Raw genomic sequence first — 17,527 nt, forward strand, 5'->3', positions numbered from 1 at the left:
GGGACAGGCCCGATTGGCTCACTGAATGATAAAGGGGGAGGGATTGGGATGTTGGTGACGGAGTATGCGAAGGGGAATGAGTTGAATTTTCGGGTTGAGAGTTTGAAGGTGTATGGGGTGTTGGTGGGATTGTTGGGTGAGGAGCGGAAGAGGCGTGAGGATGGGTATGGATTGGTGAGTTATCGGGAGTTGTGGGAGGGGTGTAAGGAGGCGGGGGTGTTGAGTGGGGTGGATCAGGGGTTTGCGGTGATGATGGATATGGTGGGTGTGGTGGAGGATGGGGGATTGATTGGGAGGGAGAGGGTTAGTGGGGGGAGTTGGATGGGAATTTAAGTAAATGAAATGGAAGCAGGAGAACCGTCCCTCTGCTTCTTATTTTTCTCCTTTTTCACCCCACCTATTCTATGGTAAATTTAGTAGAATAGTAGTTTCACTTTTCAAACAATAGAATTCTATTCTGCATTAACCATGGAGGCCATATGTTTTTCTCACTTCGCAATCGATTATTTATGATCTTCACTTTGCTGCTGACCTTTCCTTTTCTCGTTCTGTCGATTCTGATTCCGAACTGGTTTACGTCTATTATGGAGGAACGTACGACGAGTTCGACGATTGAAATGATGGAACAGTATTCCCTGTATATTGATTCGATTACGTCGCAGGCAGAGGATTTAGGAAAGCAGGTACTGGTGAACCCTACGACTCAGGATTGGATCAAATCCGAAGAGGATGAAAGGGAGGCAACGGAGGCTGAACGTCTTTTGATGAAGAATCAGTTAAAGGCGGAGTTGTCTTCGATGATGATCAACAATTCCAAGTCGATGTCCGTATCGGTTTACCTCAATGATGGGACTGGGACTGCCGGGAATCTTCCTCCTCTGGAGAAAACAGATTGGTTTGATGATTTCTATAAAGACGATCAACGCTGGCTAAGGTCTCATAATGATCTGATGGCGGATCATGTGAACAGTTATCTTCTGCCCCTCTTTGATATTAATACCCTTGATTTATCCGGGGTGATCAAGGTGAACTTTCCATCGTCCCTTCTTGAGAATGCCTTAAGCAAGATCAAGCTGGGTGAGAACGGAAGAGTCTATCTCCTGGACAGCAGCGGCAGAAATGTGCTGACGGGCAGCATTGATACACCGGAGAATGTAGTAGAAGAAAGCTTAAAGACCATTAAGACGGAAGCAAACAGCTCGGGATTAATAGAGGTCCCTTTCAAGAAAGAAGAGTATATGATTTTCTATCAGAAGGCAAAGGTTGGGGATTGGGTACTGGTCAGTGAAATTACCAAGTCTGAACTGTTCGCTCAGATTAATGAGCTTCAGAGGAATCTCCTTTTGACGAGTGGATGGATTTTCTTATTGACGATCATGGCGTCTTATCTTTTCTCTTCAACTATCGTAAAGCCTTTGGGGAAACTGACCGGTGCCATGAAGCTGGTTGAAAAGGGAGAATTTAAGAAAGCGAAGCAATTGATTCCTTCCATAAAGACAGCAAATGATGAGATTGGTTATGTGGTGGATGTGTTCGGCCAGACAACCAACCGCCTCGACACCCTGATCGAAACGGAATATGAAGCCAATATCCGCAGAAGGGATGCGGAATACAAGGCGCTGCTCCTGCAAATCAATCCCCATTTCTTCAATAATACTCTGGAAACCATTGGTGGTCTCGCAGCTCAAGGGAAGAACAAAGAGGTGATCGATGTCACAATCCATTTAGGGAGGATTATGGGCTATTCCCTCAATACGGAATCGGACATGGTGACCCTCGGAGAAGAAATGACCTATATACGGAGGTTTATGGAAATTCTAAAGCTGCGCTATGAAGAGGCTCTTTCCGTTTCCATTGAGGAAGATCCTGAAGCCTCTACGCTCCCGATCATTAAGTTCGTTATCCAGCCACTTGTGGAGAATTCTGTGAAATATAGCTTCATAGAAAAAACGGAGGCCGTTCTTCGCATTGCGACGAAGAAAATGGATGACTGGGTAGAAATTGTGATTGAGGACAATGGAATCGGGATCCCTGAGTCTATTGTGGAAGAGTTGGAACGTGACCTGAGTCGTCATGAAACTAGTCAAGTACTTGAAAGCAAAGGACGAAGCATCGGGCTTAAAAATGTCCTGGGACGATTGAAGCTGTATTACGGAGAACAATTCACCTATCACATTACAACCAAAGAGAATATAGGCACAACCATTGTGTTACGTATAAAAAGTGGAGAGGGGGATCTTCATGCTGAAAGTGATTCTGGTCGATGATGAGATTCAAATCCGGAGAGGGTTGAAGTGGAAAGTGGATTGGGAAGAAGAAGGCTTCGTTATTGCCGGTGAAGCCTCGAATGGTAAGGAAGCGTTACAGGTCATTGAAGAGGTGGTGCCTGATCTTGTCCTGACCGATGTCAGGATGCCGGTCATGGACGGGATGCAGCTTGTGAAAGCGTTATCGGGTAAGTATCCGGAGATCAAGGTAATCGTCCTGTCGGGTTACGCAGATTTCGAGTATGTCCGTTCCTCTTTGGTCGAAGGAGTAAAGGATTATCTGCTTAAACCGGTCGATCCCGAGGAATTGACGGCTGCCCTTAGAAAAAGTAAGGGCGAGATTGAAGTGGAGAAGCAGAGAAGGATGGAAACGGATAGAATGAACCAATTCCACGCCGAGGAAATGAGGGAGCAGTACCTTCTTCATTTGGTGAAGGATGAATGGGCGGAGAAGAATATTTCCAGGGAGAGGCTGAGTCAGCTTAAGCTTGATGTGCTGGTGGGTGAGGACACGGTCGTCCAGTTCATTACCGTAGAGATTCGAAGTAGTGACTCCGAACAAGTGAGGGATTTGTTTCTGCCGTTCAAGATGTTGTGCAGAGAATTATCCTATGAGCATGAAGGCATCATGTCCTTCTATGACACGAGTTACCCGAATATGATTCATTTTCTATGTCATCATCATTCAGGGGGAGACCAAGTCCCTCACTTTGTTCAGGAGCTGCAAAAGAATGTCAGCGCCTATCTTCATCTTGAAACGGTCATCGGACTGGGGAAAGTGGTCAGGGGCTTATCACAATTAAAGAACGGATATATTTCGGCCCTTCTTTCCTGGAGCCAAAGTTCAGCTGATGTCATGTCCCAGGTTATCGACGGGACATCGAGTAAACAGACCGCCGAGTTCACTGAGGATGCAGAGTGGAAGCTGTCAAACAGTATGGAGCAGGGGGATTTCGAGAGCTTCAGAAAACATCTTCTGACAACTCTTGCTGAATGCGACCGGCAATCCGTGATGTCGTATTCCTTTGCAGCGAGCCGGGTGCTCTTCATGCTTGGATCCATGGCAAGAAAATATGATCTATATACCGATGATTTGAAGAAGAAGATGTGGAATTGTCAACTGGGGATATGGGAACTGACTTCCCGTGACCGGGTTAAAGGAGAACTGTTGGACCTTGCAAGAGTGATTGCGGAAAAGGTGAGTGAAACCCGCCATTCCTCTAATGGCATTGCCATCGTGGAGAATGTAAGGCGGTATATGGACAGGCATTACACGAATGAAATTTCACTTACCTCCCTTGCTGATCAATTCCATATCAACTCGGCCTATTTATCGGAGATGTTCAAAGAACTGGTAGGACAGAATTTCAGCGATTATCTCGTGAATCTCCGAATGGAAAAAGCCCGTTCCCTATTGATGGATGAACAGTTAAAGGTCATCGAAATTGCCCATCTTGTCGGCTATTCCAATTCCGGATATTTCAGTACGGTGTTCAAAAAGCGATTTGGGCAAAAGCCACTGGATTACCGGAAATCCATGACAGAGGATAAGGGGGAGGCACGATGAAGTATAAATTGCCCATTATCTATGTTCTCGCTGCGCTACTCATGTTGACAGCCGGCATTTACAGTATCTTCTCTTTCACCTCCTTCAAGGAAAGCAGCAGGGATAAGGCCGGTGAAATACAAGATGAACAAGCCAAAATCCACCTGACATTCTGGAGAAACAAAGGGACAGAGCTTGAGAATCAGGCGTATGAAGAGCTGGTGGCTGACTTTAATAGGGAGCATCCTACGATTGAAGTGAAGATGATTCCTGTACCATATGGTGATTATGAGTTGAAACTAAGAACCGAAATGGCAGCAGGTGATCCACCTGATATCTTGACGATCGATACGCCTACTCTCGCCCTTTATGCCAGTGCGGGTGGATTGATGTCCCTGGACGATTATATGAAACAAGAAGGTCATATCGAGGATCTCGCAGCCCCTACGTTGAAGGGGATCACATACGAGGATAAAATCTATTTATCACCCATTGCAGAGTCGAGTGTCGCCCTTTTTTATAATATCCATTTGTTCGAAAAAGCAGGGGTACCCCTCCCTTCCAAAAATCCACATGATCCGATGACATGGGAGGAGGTTCTCGAGGCAGCTAAGAAAATCTCTGCTTTATCACCTGACATCACGGGGATCGACCCCGCTCAAGGGTTCCCGGATGGGGAGTCACCTTCCTACTTCAAGATGCCTATCCTTTGGCAATTTGGAGGGGATGTCCTGGATCCGGACAATCAGACAGCGAGTGGATATTTGAACTCCCCGGCTTCCCTGAGAGCCTTGCAGTTTTATCAGGATCTGTATCAGAAACACCGGGTGGCCAAGGTCGAACTCCCCGAGGAGGCCTTGGAGACCGATAAGCTCGGCATGACCGTCCTCGGTTCCTGGATGGTGGAGAGTCTCAGTAGTATGAATCCTGATTTCCGACTGGGTGAGGACTTCGGTATTACCGCCCTGCCGAAAGGGAGCGAACAGGCGGTTCCAAACGGAGGTTGGTCTCTCGGTATATCGTCTGAAACCGACTATCCCGATGAAGCATGGGAGTTCGTCCGATATGTCACCAGCTTTGAAGGGGCAAAGAAGTATGTGGAGATCACCGGTGATGTTCCTGCGCGATATTCTGTTGCCGAAGCCTTTCCTGAATTCAATGAGTACCCTAAGAATATTTTTGTGGAACAGGCACAAAAGTACTCAAGGAATCGACCGATTACCCCTGCTTATCCTGTCGTGAGTGAAGCGGTCAAAACGTTATTTGAAGACGTGGGGATCGGAGGGAAAGATGTCAAAACGTCAGCAGATAAGGCGGTAAGAACGATTAATGAAGAACTGAATGATTTAGAGTAGAAACCTTTGGCAGACGCCGGAGGTTTTTTTGTGCCGTGAACTTCCAAAAAATTTAAACTGTCTCATCCGAAAATAGTAAACGTTTTCATTCTGGGATTCTAGTAAAGTGAACACAACAGGCAGGTCATTGTATAACACACAACTTGATTTTTTATAAAGGGGGTCAAACGATTGCAAGAACTTGCGAAGGCAGATACACCAGTCATAACAGAAACACAGAAAGATTCGAAACTCAAATCAAAGCTCCATTATATGAAGAAAAACTATATTCTCTATTTGTTTCTTGCACCGGCCATCATTCTTACGATCATTTTCAAATATGTTCCCATGTATGGCGCATCCATCGCCTTTAAGGATTTCAGTCCCATCAGGGGGATCAATGGAAGTGAATGGGTGGGATTGAAGCACTTTTCGGACTTTCTATCGTCTCCGAATTTCATGGATATCCTGATCAATACGTTGAAATTAAGTTCCTTCGAGCTACTGATCGGATTTCCGATTCCCATCATCCTTGCACTCATGCTGAATCAACTCAGAAAAGCAGGAGTAAAGAAAAATGTACAACTCATCCTGTATGCACCGCATTTCATCTCGGTCGTCGTCATCTCGGGTATGGTCTTTCTCTTCCTATCACCTACGGGACCCATTAATGCGATGTTGTCGGTATTTACGGATAAGCCGATTTCGTTCATGTCTGATCCCGATGCCTTCAGAAGCATCTATATCTGGTCAGGTGTTTGGCAAGGTGCAGGGTGGGCATCCATCATCTATGTGGCAGCACTCGCCAATGTGGATCCCCAGCTCCACGATGCAGCAACCGTCGATGGGGCGTCCCTGTTGCAACGCATCTGGCATATCGATCTTCCGACATTGAAGCCTGTCATGGCGGTTCTATTTATCCTGGCTGCAGGAGGCATCATGGCCATCGGATTTGAGAAAGCTTATCTGTTACAGACGTCTATGAACCTTCCAACCTCGGAAATCATCTCTACCTATGTATACAAGCGGGGGCTGCAGGCAGGGGACTATTCATTCGCCACGGCAGTAGGGTTGTTCAATGCCGTCATCAATGTCATCTTGTTGGTTTTCGTCAACCGTGTGGTCAAGAAATTAAACGAAGGCGAAGGTCTTTTATAGAAAGGGGGAAACGAGATGTACCAATACACCAGGAGTGATAAACTCATTCTTTTCATTAACAAAATCCTGCTTGGGGGAATCGTGATCATCGTTCTGTTCCCTTTGATTTACGTTCTACTATCTTCGGTTCTTGAGCCGAATGTTCTCGTGAAAAAAGGATTACTCATCAGCGGATCGGATTGGACGATCGAGGGATATAAACGGATCTTCGAGGACGGGACCATCGTTAGAGGATTCATCAACTCGATTCTCTATTCTGCCGGGTTCACCCTCATCACCGTGAGTGTCTGCATCTTTGCCGGCTATTCCCTCTCGGCTGAAGGGCTTGTCGGACGAAAGTTCATCATGGTGTTCTTTCTCATCACGATGTTCTTCAATGGAGGGTTGATCCCGACGTATATGGTGGTGAAGGACTTAGGGATGCTGAACACGATCTGGGCGATCATCCTTCCCAATGCCATCAATGTTTGGTTCATTATCCTTGCAAGAACGTATTTCAAATCGATTCCGAATGAGTTGAAGGAAGCAGCACGGATCGATGGGGCTTCGGAGTTCAAGATTTTCTTGAACATCGTCTTTCCATTATCGAAACCAATTATCTTTGTCATCGCACTCTATGCGTTCATCGCACAATGGAATTCATATTTCGATGCGATGATCTACCTGGAAGACCGGGATTTGTACCCGTTACAGCTGGTCCTGCGATCGATTCTGATCCAGAATGAGGTCCAGCCGGGGATGATCGCGGATCAACAGGCGGCTGCTGAACTGCAAAGGATTTCAGAGATGATCAAGTATTCATCCATCGTATTAGCAAGCTTGCCGCTGATCATTATGTATCCATTCTTCCAGAAATACTTTGAAAAAGGTGTTATGGTGGGATCTTTAAAATAATCTATTTTTTATCAATGGGGGTTTAACAATGGGGAAAAAGACAAAGACAATGTCGGCGATTCTAATGTCAGGTATGCTGCTTGCAGCTGGATGCAGCAACAACAGTGAAAGTGCTTCTTCTGAGAATTATGAACTGGAAAATGTGAAGTTTCCGTTAGAGGAACAAGTGACGCTTAAGATGATGACATCCAGCTCACCACTTGCGCCTGATGATCCAAATGAAAAGCTGATCTTCAAAAGGCTCCAGGAAGAAACGGGAGTGAAGATTGACTGGACTAATTATACAGCGGGTGAGACCTTCAATGAAAAACGGAATCTTGCTGTCGCGAGCGGCGAGCTTCCAGACGCGATCATGAATGCGGGATACAGTGACTATGAGCTGTTGAAGCTTGCGAAGGATGGGGCGATCGTTCCTGTTGAGGATCTGATTGATGAGCATATGCCCAACCTGAAAAAGGTCTTGGACGCTGCGCCTGAATATCGTTCGATGATGACGGCACCGGATGGACATATTTATTCCTTTCCTTGGATTGAAGAGCTTGGTTCAGGGAAGGAAAGCATCCACTCTGTTGATGACTTCCCTTGGATCAATGTCGAATGGCTGAATAAACTGGGGCTTGAGATGCCGAAAACAACCGATGAACTGAAAGAAGTCCTGAAAGCATTTAAGACACAGGATCCTAACGGGAATGGAGAGGCAGATGAAATCCCGATGTCTTTCATCATCAACCATGGAGGTGAAGATGTGTCCTTCTTGTTCGGTTCATTCGGACTCGGTGAGAACTGGGATCACACGGTTGTCACCAACGACGGCGAAGTGAAGCTGACGGCAGCCGACGAAGGGTATAAGGATGCCATCAATTATTTGAATGAATTATATAAAGAAGATTTGATTGACGTAGAAGCGTTTGAACAGGATTGGAACACCTACCTGTCGAAAGGGAAAGAAGGACGCTACGGCATGTACTTCACATGGGATAAAGCCAATATCACGGGTATGAACGATCGATACGACCTCATGCCGGCCCTTGAAGGACCTGATGGAACGAAGAATGTGGCAAGAACGAACGGTATGGGATTTGACCGGAACAGAATGGTCATCACGAGTGCGAACGAGAACCTTGAACTGACGGCGAAGTGGATCGATCAATTCTATAACCCGCTTCAATCGGTTCAAAATAACTGGGGAACATATGGGGATGACAAACAGCAGAACATCTTCGAAATGGATAGTGCAAGCAAATCATTAAAGCACCTTCCATTAGAAGGAACGGCCCCTGTTGAGCTCAGGGAAAAGACATCCGTCGGCGGTCCACTGGCCATCCTGGACGAATACTATGGAACCGTGACGACAAAACCGGATGATGCTGCCTGGAGACTGGGACTCATGAAGGATGTCATGGTACCGGATATGAAGGCGGAAAACATCTATCCAAAAGTATTCTTCTCCCTAGAAGAGTTAGATAAGCTTTCGAAGATCGAGACCGACTTACTTGCTTATGTCCAGCGTAAAAAGGCGGAATGGATCACCAACGGGAAAGCTGATGAAGAATGGGCGGATTATTTGAAAGAACTCGATCGCCTTGGGTTACAAGAGTGGCTGAAAATCAAGCAGGATGGATATGACCGTAACCAATCATAATCAATATTCAGACTGTGCCTTGCTTTGGCAATCGCGCAGTCTTTTGAATGCAAAGGAGGATTCTCATGACGAACGAATTTCAAGAAAAAATGTGCCTTTATACAGAAACCTATCGTCCACAATTTCATTTTTCCCCAAAGGAAAAGTGGCTCAATGATCCGAATGGGATGGTCTATTTCGAAGGGGAATATCATCTCTTCTTTCAATATCATCCACAAGGAACGACGTGGGGACCGATGCACTGGGGGCATGCGGTTAGCCGTGATTTGATCCATTGGGAGGAGCTGCCGATCGCTCTTTATCCCGATGAGCATGGGGCTATTTTCTCTGGAAGCGCCGTGGTGGATTGGAAGAATACATCTGGGTTCTTTGAAGAGGAGAATGGCGGGCTGGTCGCCATTTTCACACATGCTGACTCTTATCCGGATTCCGATCGTCCAAGGCAGAGACAGAGCCTTGCGTACAGCCATGATAACGGCAGGACGTGGGAGACATACGAGGGAAATCCTGTCCTATCAGATGAAGACATTACCGATTACCGGGACCCCAAAGTATTTTGGCATGAAGAATCTGGACGTTGGATCATGGTGCTTGCGACGGGTCAGACGATTACCATTTATACGTCACCTAATTTGATCGACTGGGAGTTCGCCAGTGAATTCGGTCAGGAGGAAGGAGCCCATTTCGGAGTATGGGAATGCCCGGATCTGTTTCCACTTATGGTCGACGGAAATCCCAATCATTTGAAATGGGTGATGTTGGTGAGCATTGGTGACAATCCTGATTTCAAGGAAGGGTCAAGAACGCAGTACTTTGTTGGTGACTTTGACGGCAAGACGTTCATCAACCATCATGGTGCGGACACCATCCTCTGGCTTGATCACGGAAGGGACAATTATGCGGGAGTAAGTTGGTCTGATATTCCTGTAAAGGACGGGAGACGCATCTATCTTGGATGGATGAACAACTGGAGATATGCAAACCAGGTTCCGACTGAAACGTGGAGAGGAGCCATGACGCTGCCTCGAGAATTGACCTTGATTTCTACTGCAGATGGTGTTCAGCTTTTACAAAAACCTGTATCCGAAATCAGCGGAATCAGAAAAGAATCAAAGGTCACTAAAGCAATAGAGGTAACGGAAGAAGCATCCTTAATGGAAGTGAATCATGAATTAGTGGAAGTGAATCTGGCTGTAACGTTGAAAGAGGCAGAGGAGTTCAGTTTGACTATCCACCATTCATCCGATGAGAAAACGAGTATCCGGTACAATCGAATTAACCAATTGTTAACGGTCGATCGGAGTCAGTCAGGAGAACATGAGTTTTCAGATTCCTTTCCGGGAATTTCCGAATGTCCTGTGGCAATAATGGACGATATACTCAACCTTCAGTTATTCCTGGACTCATCTTCCTTAGAAGTATTCGCACAGGGAGGACGGGGAGTATTAACGAATCTTATCTTTCCGAAGGGAACGAATACCACCCTCTCCCTCACTTCCCGTGGAGGTGTTGCCAAGGTAGAAGAGCTCTCGGTTACCGAGCTTTCCTCTATCTGGGGAAAGGAAGAATTAGCATATGAATGAATCCACGATCCTGTGCATCGGTGAACTGCTCATCGATTTCTTTTGTACCGATATCAACACAGACCTGGCTCAAGGACAACATTTTTCCAAGCAAGCAGGAGGGGCCCCTGCGAATGTGTGTGCCGCCATTACTACACTTGGGGGGCGAGCCAGATTCCTGAGCAAAGTAGGAAATGACCCCTTCGGCCAGTTCCTGAAAAAGACCATGAAAGATCTTACCATTGATGATTCTTCCATTCTTCTTGATGAGCATCATCCTACGACTCTGGCATTTGTATCATTGAAAGAAGATGGGGAAAGAGATTTCGTGTTTAATCGAGGGGCGGATGCCCATCTGAACAAGGAAGAGCTTCATGAAAGCAGCTGGAGGGAATCCTCCATCATTCACTTCGGGTCGGCTACCGCTTTACTGGATGATCCTTTTAAGTCTGCATACGTATCCTTTATCCAAATGGCCAAAGAAGCAGGGAAGTTCGTCTCCTTTGACCCGAACTTTCGAAGCGACTTATGGAAAGGGAGAGAGGGGGACTTCATTGAGGTTGCGGAGCAGTGCATCAGTCAATCAGACTTAGTCAAAGTAAGCGAAGAGGAATGTAAGATCATTTCTGGCTTCGCCCATCTATCAGATGGAGTCGAATGTTTTCATCGATTGGGAGCCAATACGGTAGCCGTCACCATTGGAAAAGATGGAACATTCGTTTCAAATGGAAAAGATTCGTGTATCGTCCCAAGCATTCCCGTTCATTCCATTGATTCTACGGGGGCAGGCGATGCGTTCGTTGGGGCAACACTGCATCAACTCAATCACTATCCGGATCCGAAAGCGTTCCTGAAGGATTTCGAAGAATTAAAGAACGTCATTTCAATCAGCAATCGCGTGGGGGCTACTGTTTGTACAAAAATAGGAGCGATCAGCGCGATAAGGGAATTAGAGGGACGGACCTCTAATTGGTGATCGCTATACATTTGCACTAAATTGGTGCCTGATGCCCAGCATGGTAAAGCTTTAGCGTGCTGGGGGTCAGGCACCGTTTTTGGATCTATATAGGAGTGGTGATAGCAATGGGAAGAAGAGAAGTGTTATTGTCGGAAGGATTTGCTGAAGGGATAAAAAAAGAGCTTCACCCCATTTTCTTGGGAGTGGAGCTCATTTTCAGTTTCTGCTGCTTTTCGTTTTAGGTGGGTGAAATGGAAGCAGGAGAACCGTCCCTGTGCTTCCCAGGGGTGTAAATGTAAATAAAACTTTGCTATGATTCAATTAGATTACATTTTAACCAAATAGTGGAATATAATGAAAGTTGAATATCTTTCGAGACTATGAGATTGAATTTTTATCCCTATTTGTCGGTGTTCCACTCATTTCATACAAAAGGAGAAGATATATGCTTCAGAAAATGAAAGAGACTATTTCACAAGTCATGGTGGATAAGGAAAATGAAATTGAATTAATGATGATCGCCTTATTAAGTGATGGCCATATTTTACTTGAAGATGTCCCTGGAACCGGGAAAACGACGATGGCAAAGTGCTTCTCGAAAAGTATAGAGGGAACATTCAGCCGCCTGCAATTTACACCGGATACCTTGCCATCGGATATCCTTGGCCAGGAGTACTTTGATATGAAGGAAAGTGATTTTAAGACCCGAAAAGGGCCTGTGTTTAGTAACGTCTTATTAATCGATGAAATCAATCGGGCCGTGCCGCGTACCCAATCGGCATTATTGGAATTGATGGAGGAGAAGAATGTGACATTGGGTGGAATCACTTTCCCCCTCCCCCAACCATTCATCGTCATTGCCACTCAGAATCCGTTTGATGCAACGGGAACATTTCCTTTGCCGGATGCACAATTAGATCGATTTTTGCTAACGATTAAACAAGGCTATCCTTCTCCTCAACATGAGAAAATGATGCTAAAACGATTTAGACTGAAAAATCCAATGGACTCAATCGATCGTGTGATCAGTGTAGGGGAAGTCTTGAATATGAAGGAAGAAGTAAGGAAAGTACTTGTGTCAGATGATATGGAAGATTATTTGTTAGACATTATCCAATCCACTCGAAAGCATAAATATGTGGACATTGGAGTGAGTCCAAGGGGATCATTGGCATTCATGAGGGCCATTCAGGCTCGGGCCTATATTCATGGCAGAGACTATTGTACTCCTGAAGATATAAAGGCTTTGTCCCAACCTTTACTGGGTCATCGGATTGTATTGAATGTAGAAGGAGAAGTCAAGGCGACGAAAGGCCATATTATTCAGGAAATTATGGATGGGGTCACCGTTCCGGTGGAAGCCTAAATGAGAGCGGAAGTCGATCAGTCCTTTGTTTCTTCTCCTCATTTTCTACTATTCATTATCATTTTATTTGTTATCACCAGTTTTTTTGAATTCAGTATCCTCTCGTTTTTATTAGCGTTATTTCTCGTTTTGATGGCAATCGGCAGGGTGTACCTACACTACGTACATACAAAAGTCCGATGGGAATTTAAAAGGTATACCCTTGCGTCGAGTGTTGGTGATGAAGAGGAATTCTACATTGAACTAGCGAATGATTCCCTTTTTCCCCTATACCGCATGCAGCTCATGATGGAAAGTGAGAATGATCAGAGCTTTGTGTTTCTTCAATCGGATGAGAGTGAATCCACTATTCACAAAGTAGTCGTTGATTTACCTCCAAGGTCACAGAAGACGATCCCTGTAAGAATGAGAGCCAAAGGAAGAGGGCTTCATCAATGGTCCAATTTTGAAATCATAGTGGCGGACCCCTTTACACTCCTCTCCTATCGACTTGAATATTCGAGTGAGGGCTTTCCGGTATTTGAAATATATCCTCCGTTCCATCCATTAAATAAGCTTCATTTCCGATCGATTGTTTCTGGTCATCAATCATCCCATTACTCTTTTTATAAAGATGAACTGAGCATTATCGGGACAAAAGACTATGAAAATGAGAGCTTTCGACATATTCATTGGCTGGCTACTGCGAAGGAAAATAAAATAGTGGCTAAAAAATATGAAAAGGTACAGGGGAATGTCTATTCCGTGCTACTGAATTTTGTAGGAAACGGGAATTTTTTTATCAGAAAAGATATGGAGTCCCTTATTGAATACTCAGTAGCGTTATGTTCACTCCTGATAAAAGAAGGCTGCCATATCGAATTCTATGTAAATTATGCGTCCCATAAAAATGGCCTATTAAAAGTGGAGAATCTTTCAAACATGCAACAAATAAAGAAAGTATGTAAAGCCACTGCCTTCATTCATACAAATGGGACGTTCCTATCAACGAATCACTTCTTCGACCACGTGAAAAGGGATAAGAATCCACAATCATCAGTATTGATCGTCGGGACGGCGCCTGATGATAAAAAAACCAACTGGATACAGGTAAAGGGATGAGGGGGGAGAGGCATGAAATATAGAATGATGATGATCGCTTTTGTTTTGTTGATTGCCTGTTTGATCAGCCTCTCCCTGACCTCTCTTTCTACTACCCTTTCTTCTAGTGTAAAAGATCATTTGTTTACAGATGAAGATATTGAGATGAAGGGACAGACTCATTTTACCGGGGAGTATACCGAACTGGACGAGGAAGCTCAGGAGGGAACGGAAGTAGAGCCTCTACTAGAAGCTGTGCTCTCTCCGTTTATAGGGGAAGATACGAGTAAAAAGAAAAGAAACTATCTTCTTTTTTCGCTATTGGCTTTGTGTATAGGGATAACAGGTTATTTGGTCTATAGAAAGTATCGGAAGAACCAACAAGGGAAAGACCAATCATCATCCTCTTCTCCTGTTGGAGCAAAAAATGATGAGGAAGTATCTGTAGACCATTCACCTTTTCTTAAAAAAGAAAGTCAAAGCAACATTCATCTGGTAAGGAAGTCTCTACAAAAATGGGAGAAGACACTCGGCACACACAATCAGAAACGACCTGCTGAAACGATCAATGAATGGTTTCAGAGAATTAATGGACCAATGGAGATTATCCCCATTTATGAGAAAGTAAGATATGGAGAGTCGGGATGCTCAGAAAAGGAATGGCAACTGGTGAAAAGGGTATTAAAGTCGTGAGATGGAAAAGGATAACCTGTTCAGGCTGAGGCAGGTTATCTTTTTCTATTTTATTTGTTAATAGTCAAGGGGGAGTGGGATGGTAATGGGTGGTTCAGGTAGATGAAGAAAGGAAGCGTGGGAACCGTCCCCATGCTTCCACAAAAAAGGGTTATCCCACTTTTTGTGGAATACTAGATAATAGAAAGCCTAACGATCCTTATTTATTCATATCAGAATCTCTACAAACGGACTGTAAGATCGAACCTTCCTAGTTTTTCCGGGGAACAAACAGGGAATAGTGAAAAGAGTGTGAGAGATAGACGAAAGATGGACTTGCTCCATTTTTGTAGAATGCTAGATACTCTATTCATAAAGGGAGGTTCGGAGTATGTTCCCTATGATTATCGCAAAATTACTGCGCCTCTATTCTAATCAATCCAAAAACCCACCTATGATTCCTCAGCAGAAAGTAAAAATGAAAAAAGATGTGTTCGTTGAAACATCTGTCGGGCCCACTTCCGTTTCCTTCTATTATCCTTTTGCAGCAAAACCAAAAAAGCTCCCTGTTTATATCAATTTCCATGGCGGGGCGTTCATTATGAATGATAAGGAGCTGGATGATCCTTATTGCAGGTATCTTGCGAATCAGGCCGAATGCGTGGTTCTGAATGTCGAATACGGCAAAGCACCTGAGTATCCTTTTCCGAAAGCCATTGAGCAGGGCTATGAGATCATTCAATGGATGAAGGAAAGAGCGGAGGAATGGGGCATTGATGCAGAAAAGGTCATGGTGGGCGGACAAAGCTCAGGTGCCAATATCGCCGCAGCCCTTTGTCTCTACCTTGAAGAGAAAGGGGACGAGCAGCCGTTCCTCCAAGTGCTGTCGTGCCCGATGCTGGATTTCGTCACCCCTCATGCGGAGAAGCCGGAACCGGGCTGGTGGCGTTCGCGCTTTCCGGGAGTAGCTCATTTCATCCATTGGTGCTACCTCCCTGTAAAGGAACAGGCGGGTCATCTCCTTGCTTCCCCTGTCCATGCCGAGGTTAACGGACGCCTAGCCTCAGCCCTGATTCTCATAGCTGAGTCCGATGCCTTCAGGCCGGAAGCGGAATGTTATGCGAGGAAATTGAAAGCAGCAAGGGTGAACGTTCAAGAGGAGTTATTCAGGGGATGTTCCCATGCCTTTACCCATCTCGGACCTAAAGAAAAAGCAGAAGAAGCCTGGCAATTGATCGCAGAAAAAATCAAGGCTGTGGCCGAAGCGCCTCTCTCAAAACACATCCATCGTTTTCCTTTAAAGGGAGATAGGGTATAAGATAAGTACGGAATGTACAGACTTAATGCTGAGAAAAGTCTGAACAAACAGAATATAGGTGGATGATCCAGAGTTGGATCAGGAGGAGATGGATATAGAACTGGCACAAGGACAGGCGAATTTTGAAAACATACATGCTCCAAACAAGATTTCCGACAAGGAGGAAAGATAACCATTGAAAAATAAAACGGTACTTATCATTGGAGGCGGGCTCGGCGGGGTGTCGGCTGCCATTTCACTCGCACAGGCGGGGTACGATGTATCCTTATATGAAAAAAACGATCACATTGGAGGAAAGTTGAACCGGCTGGATCAAGACGGCTTTGGTTTTGATCTGGGTCCATCCATTTTGACGATGCCCCATATTTTTGAGAAATTGTTTGCGGCCAGCGGAAAGTCCATGAAGAATTATGTCCCGATTGAGAAGCTGGATCATCAATGGCGCTCCTTTTTTCCCGATGGAAATATCATAGACTTATATGAAGATGTGAAGGACATGCGGGAGAAGAACAGGTCTCTCAGTGAAAAGGACATTCGTGAATATCAGAAGCTGCTGGATTATTCGAAAACCCTCTATGATATGACGGATAAAACCTTATTCAAGCACGGTGTTGATTCGACGAGAGGGATGATGAAGCACACGGGACTGTTCTCGGCCTTGAAGAACTTTGACCTGTTATCGACCGTACATAGATCCCTCGATAAGCGGATCAGCAATGAGCAGTTCCGTGATATGCTTTCCTATTTTATCAAGTACGTCGGTTCGTCCCCTTACGATGCGCCGGCCGTGATGAATATGATGATCTACATGCAGCATGACCAGGGCGTATGGTATGTCCCCGGCGGTTTGTACAAGCTGGCGGACGGCCTCGTGAAACTCGCGGAGGAAGTGGGAGTCACCTTCCATCTTGGAAAGCCGATCGTCAAGCTTGAAAAGAAGGATGGCGGAATCACTGGAGCCGTTTTGGCAGACGGGACCAGACTCACGGCGGATTACTTTGTTTCCAATATGGAAGTCATTCCGGTATACGAGCGCTTGCTGGAAGAAGACAGCCATTATATCAAAAAATTAAAAAAGAAATTTGAACCGGCGAGTTCCGGTCTCGTCATGCATCTGGGCGTGAAGAAGAGTTATCCGCAGCTGCGCCATCACAACTTCTTTTTCGCCGAAAATATGAAGCAGCAAATGGAATCGATTTTCCATCGCCGTGAATTGCCTGAAGATCCGGTCATTTATCTTGTTAACGTCAATAAGACCGATCCGACACAGGCCCCTGAAGGACATGAGAATATCAAAGTACTTCCTCATATTCCGTTTATCCGGGATGAAAATCCGTATACTCAAGCCGATTATGAACAATTTGCTGAGCGGGTACTGATCAAATTGGAGAAAATGGGCCTTGATGGCTTGCGTGACAACATTGTCACTCGTGATATGTGGACACCGGAAGATATCAGGCGCACCTATGGCTCCGACCGCGGGGCGATTTATGGGACCGTGTCGGATAAAAAGAAGAATAAAGGATTCAAGCATCCGAAGCAGAGTGAACGCTACAATAACCTCTATTTTGTGGGGGGGACGGTAAACCCAGGCGGCGGAATGCCGATGGTTACGTTAAGCGGGCAGCTCGTAGGGGAGCAGATTGTGGAGAGGGATTCATCCCTTGCCTGAAGATGATCGAGCCTTTCTGGAGACGTTACCGGAAAGGCTGGTTTTCTCGTTTGTAGCA

General features: G+C 45.4%; 14 protein-coding genes. All 14 read left to right on the forward strand.

Annotated elements, in window-relative coordinates; translation table 11 throughout:
- Positions 1-48: 48 nt before the first annotated feature.
- The 14 genes from BVI01S_RS00305 to BVI01S_RS00370 all read left to right on the forward strand — a co-directional run bounded on the left by BVI01S_RS00305 (position 49) and on the right by BVI01S_RS00370 (position 17,469).
- The gene (locus tag BVI01S_RS00305) at positions 49-333 is read left to right on the forward strand and encodes a hypothetical protein (protein ID WP_156477264.1); all 285 of its coding nucleotides are present in this window, start codon (positions 49-51) and stop codon (positions 331-333) included.
- A 146-nt stretch (positions 334-479) separates the two neighbouring features.
- A complete protein-coding gene (locus BVI01S_RS00310; RefSeq protein ID WP_061808776.1) occupies positions 480-2,267 on the forward strand; it encodes a sensor histidine kinase in 1,788 nt (595 codons plus the stop codon).
- Positions 2,242-3,834 (forward strand): response regulator transcription factor, encoded by a 1,593-nt coding sequence (locus BVI01S_RS00315; RefSeq protein WP_244886816.1) that lies wholly within the window; start codon positions 2,242-2,244, stop codon positions 3,832-3,834. The genes BVI01S_RS00310 and BVI01S_RS00315 overlap by 26 nt, the downstream gene beginning before the upstream one ends.
- A complete protein-coding gene (locus tag BVI01S_RS00320) occupies positions 3,831-5,168 on the forward strand; it encodes an ABC transporter substrate-binding protein (RefSeq protein WP_061808777.1) in 1,338 nt (445 codons plus the stop codon). The genes BVI01S_RS00315 and BVI01S_RS00320 overlap by 4 nt, the downstream gene beginning before the upstream one ends.
- A gap of 252 nt (positions 5,169-5,420) precedes the next feature.
- Positions 5,421-6,305, forward strand: coding sequence for an ABC transporter permease (locus tag BVI01S_RS00325; RefSeq protein WP_094075239.1), 885 nt, complete (start codon positions 5,421-5,423; stop codon positions 6,303-6,305).
- A gap of 15 nt (positions 6,306-6,320) precedes the next feature.
- Complete coding sequence (locus tag BVI01S_RS00330) at positions 6,321-7,199, forward strand: carbohydrate ABC transporter permease (protein ID WP_061808779.1); 879 nt, start codon at positions 6,321-6,323, stop codon at positions 7,197-7,199.
- A 28-nt stretch (positions 7,200-7,227) separates the two neighbouring features.
- On the forward strand, positions 7,228-8,841 hold the full coding sequence (locus BVI01S_RS00335) for an ABC transporter substrate-binding protein (RefSeq protein WP_061808780.1): 1,614 nt from the start codon (positions 7,228-7,230) through the stop codon (positions 8,839-8,841).
- Between the two features lie 65 nt (positions 8,842-8,906).
- Positions 8,907-10,424 (forward strand): glycoside hydrolase family 32 protein, encoded by a 1,518-nt coding sequence (locus BVI01S_RS00340; protein WP_244886817.1) that lies wholly within the window; start codon positions 8,907-8,909, stop codon positions 10,422-10,424.
- A complete protein-coding gene (locus BVI01S_RS00345; protein WP_061808781.1) occupies positions 10,417-11,379 on the forward strand; it encodes a carbohydrate kinase family protein in 963 nt (320 codons plus the stop codon). The genes BVI01S_RS00340 and BVI01S_RS00345 overlap by 8 nt, the downstream gene beginning before the upstream one ends.
- A gap of 427 nt (positions 11,380-11,806) precedes the next feature.
- Entirely contained in the window at positions 11,807-12,727 is a 921-nt protein-coding gene (locus BVI01S_RS00350) for an AAA family ATPase (protein WP_061808782.1), read from the forward strand.
- Positions 12,728-13,828, forward strand: coding sequence for a DUF58 domain-containing protein (locus BVI01S_RS00355; RefSeq protein ID WP_061808783.1), 1,101 nt, complete (start codon positions 12,728-12,730; stop codon positions 13,826-13,828).
- 12 nt (positions 13,829-13,840) lie between these two features.
- Positions 13,841-14,500 (forward strand): hypothetical protein, encoded by a 660-nt coding sequence (locus BVI01S_RS00360; RefSeq protein ID WP_061808784.1) that lies wholly within the window; start codon positions 13,841-13,843, stop codon positions 14,498-14,500.
- 370 nt (positions 14,501-14,870) lie between these two features.
- Positions 14,871-15,797 (forward strand): alpha/beta hydrolase, encoded by a 927-nt coding sequence (locus BVI01S_RS00365; protein ID WP_061808785.1) that lies wholly within the window; start codon positions 14,871-14,873, stop codon positions 15,795-15,797.
- 175 nt (positions 15,798-15,972) lie between these two features.
- The gene (locus tag BVI01S_RS00370) at positions 15,973-17,469 is read left to right on the forward strand and encodes a phytoene desaturase family protein (RefSeq protein WP_061808786.1); all 1,497 of its coding nucleotides are present in this window, start codon (positions 15,973-15,975) and stop codon (positions 17,467-17,469) included.
- Positions 17,470-17,527 lie beyond the last annotated feature (58 nt).

This window comes from Rossellomorea vietnamensis NBRC 101237 (assembly GCF_001591825.1).
Taxonomy (GTDB): Bacteria; Bacillota; Bacilli; order Bacillales; family Bacillaceae_B; genus Rossellomorea; species Rossellomorea vietnamensis.

What these genes read in the sequence shown, in the direction of transcription:
- BVI01S_RS00320 (WP_061808777.1), top strand. Translation starts at nt 3,831, where the DNA reads ATGAAGTATAAATTGCCCATTATCTATGTTCTCGCTGCGCTACTCATG.
- BVI01S_RS00330 (WP_061808779.1), top strand. Translation starts at nt 6,321, where the DNA reads ATGTACCAATACACCAGGAGTGATAAACTCATTCTTTTCATTAACAAA.
- BVI01S_RS00305 (WP_156477264.1), top strand. Translation starts at nt 49, where the DNA reads ATGTTGGTGACGGAGTATGCGAAGGGGAATGAGTTGAATTTTCGGGTT.
- BVI01S_RS00335 (WP_061808780.1), top strand. Translation starts at nt 7,228, where the DNA reads ATGGGGAAAAAGACAAAGACAATGTCGGCGATTCTAATGTCAGGTATG.
- BVI01S_RS00325 (WP_094075239.1), top strand. Translation starts at nt 5,421, where the DNA reads ATGAAGAAAAACTATATTCTCTATTTGTTTCTTGCACCGGCCATCATT.
- BVI01S_RS00340 (WP_244886817.1), top strand. Translation starts at nt 8,907, where the DNA reads ATGACGAACGAATTTCAAGAAAAAATGTGCCTTTATACAGAAACCTAT.
- BVI01S_RS00310 (WP_061808776.1), top strand. Translation starts at nt 480, where the DNA reads ATGTTTTTCTCACTTCGCAATCGATTATTTATGATCTTCACTTTGCTG.
- BVI01S_RS00315 (WP_244886816.1), top strand. Translation starts at nt 2,242, where the DNA reads ATGCTGAAAGTGATTCTGGTCGATGATGAGATTCAAATCCGGAGAGGG.
- BVI01S_RS00345 (WP_061808781.1), top strand. Translation starts at nt 10,417, where the DNA reads ATGAATGAATCCACGATCCTGTGCATCGGTGAACTGCTCATCGATTTC.
- BVI01S_RS00360 (WP_061808784.1), top strand. Translation starts at nt 13,841, where the DNA reads ATGAAATATAGAATGATGATGATCGCTTTTGTTTTGTTGATTGCCTGT.
- BVI01S_RS00350 (WP_061808782.1), top strand. Translation starts at nt 11,807, where the DNA reads ATGCTTCAGAAAATGAAAGAGACTATTTCACAAGTCATGGTGGATAAG.
- BVI01S_RS00365 (WP_061808785.1), top strand. Translation starts at nt 14,871, where the DNA reads ATGTTCCCTATGATTATCGCAAAATTACTGCGCCTCTATTCTAATCAA.
- BVI01S_RS00355 (WP_061808783.1), top strand. Translation starts at nt 12,728, where the DNA reads ATGAGAGCGGAAGTCGATCAGTCCTTTGTTTCTTCTCCTCATTTTCTA.